Annotated in this window: 1 rRNA gene; it reads right to left on the reverse strand. The window is 50.1% G+C overall.

What is annotated here, in order from left to right:
- Positions 1–457, reverse strand: a 16S ribosomal RNA gene (locus JK154_RS17625); the annotation flags it as partial.
- Between the last annotated feature and the right edge of the window lie 152 nt (positions 458–609).

A 609-nucleotide genomic window follows, 5' to 3' on the forward strand; every position in this document is an offset into this window, starting at 1 on the left:
CGACGCCTTCCTCCTCGCTGAAAGTACTTTACAACCCGAAGGCCTTCTTCATACACGCGGCATGGCTGCATCAGGCTTGCGCCCATTGTGCAATATTCCCCACTGCTGCCTCCCGTAGGAGTCTGGACCGTGTCTCAGTTCCAGTGTGGCTGGTCATCCTCTCAGACCAGCTAGGGATCGTCGCCTAGGTGAGCCATTACCTCACCTACTAGCTAATCCCATCTGGGCACATCCGATGGCAAGAGGCCCGAAGGTCCCCCTCTTTGGTCTTGCGACATTATGCGGTATTAGCTACCGTTTCCAGTAGTTATCCCCCTCCATCAGGCAGTTTCCCAGACATTACTCACCCGTCCGCCGCTCGTCACCCGGAAGCAAGCTTCCTGTGTTACCGCTCGACTTGCATGTGTTAGGCCTGCCGCCAGCGTTCAATCTGAGCCATGATCAAACTCTTCAATTTAAAAGTGTTTGATGCTCAAAGAATTAAAACTGTTTATAAAACTAGTGTTCACTCTTCAAGACTTGATATTTCTTTATGTACCCGAAGGTACTGTAGATATCAATCCTGCGAGTGCCCACACAGATTGTCTGATAAATTGTTAAAGAGCAGTG

The organism is Citrobacter sp. JGM124, from assembly GCF_018257795.1.
GTDB lineage: Bacteria > Pseudomonadota > Gammaproteobacteria > Enterobacterales > Enterobacteriaceae > JGM124.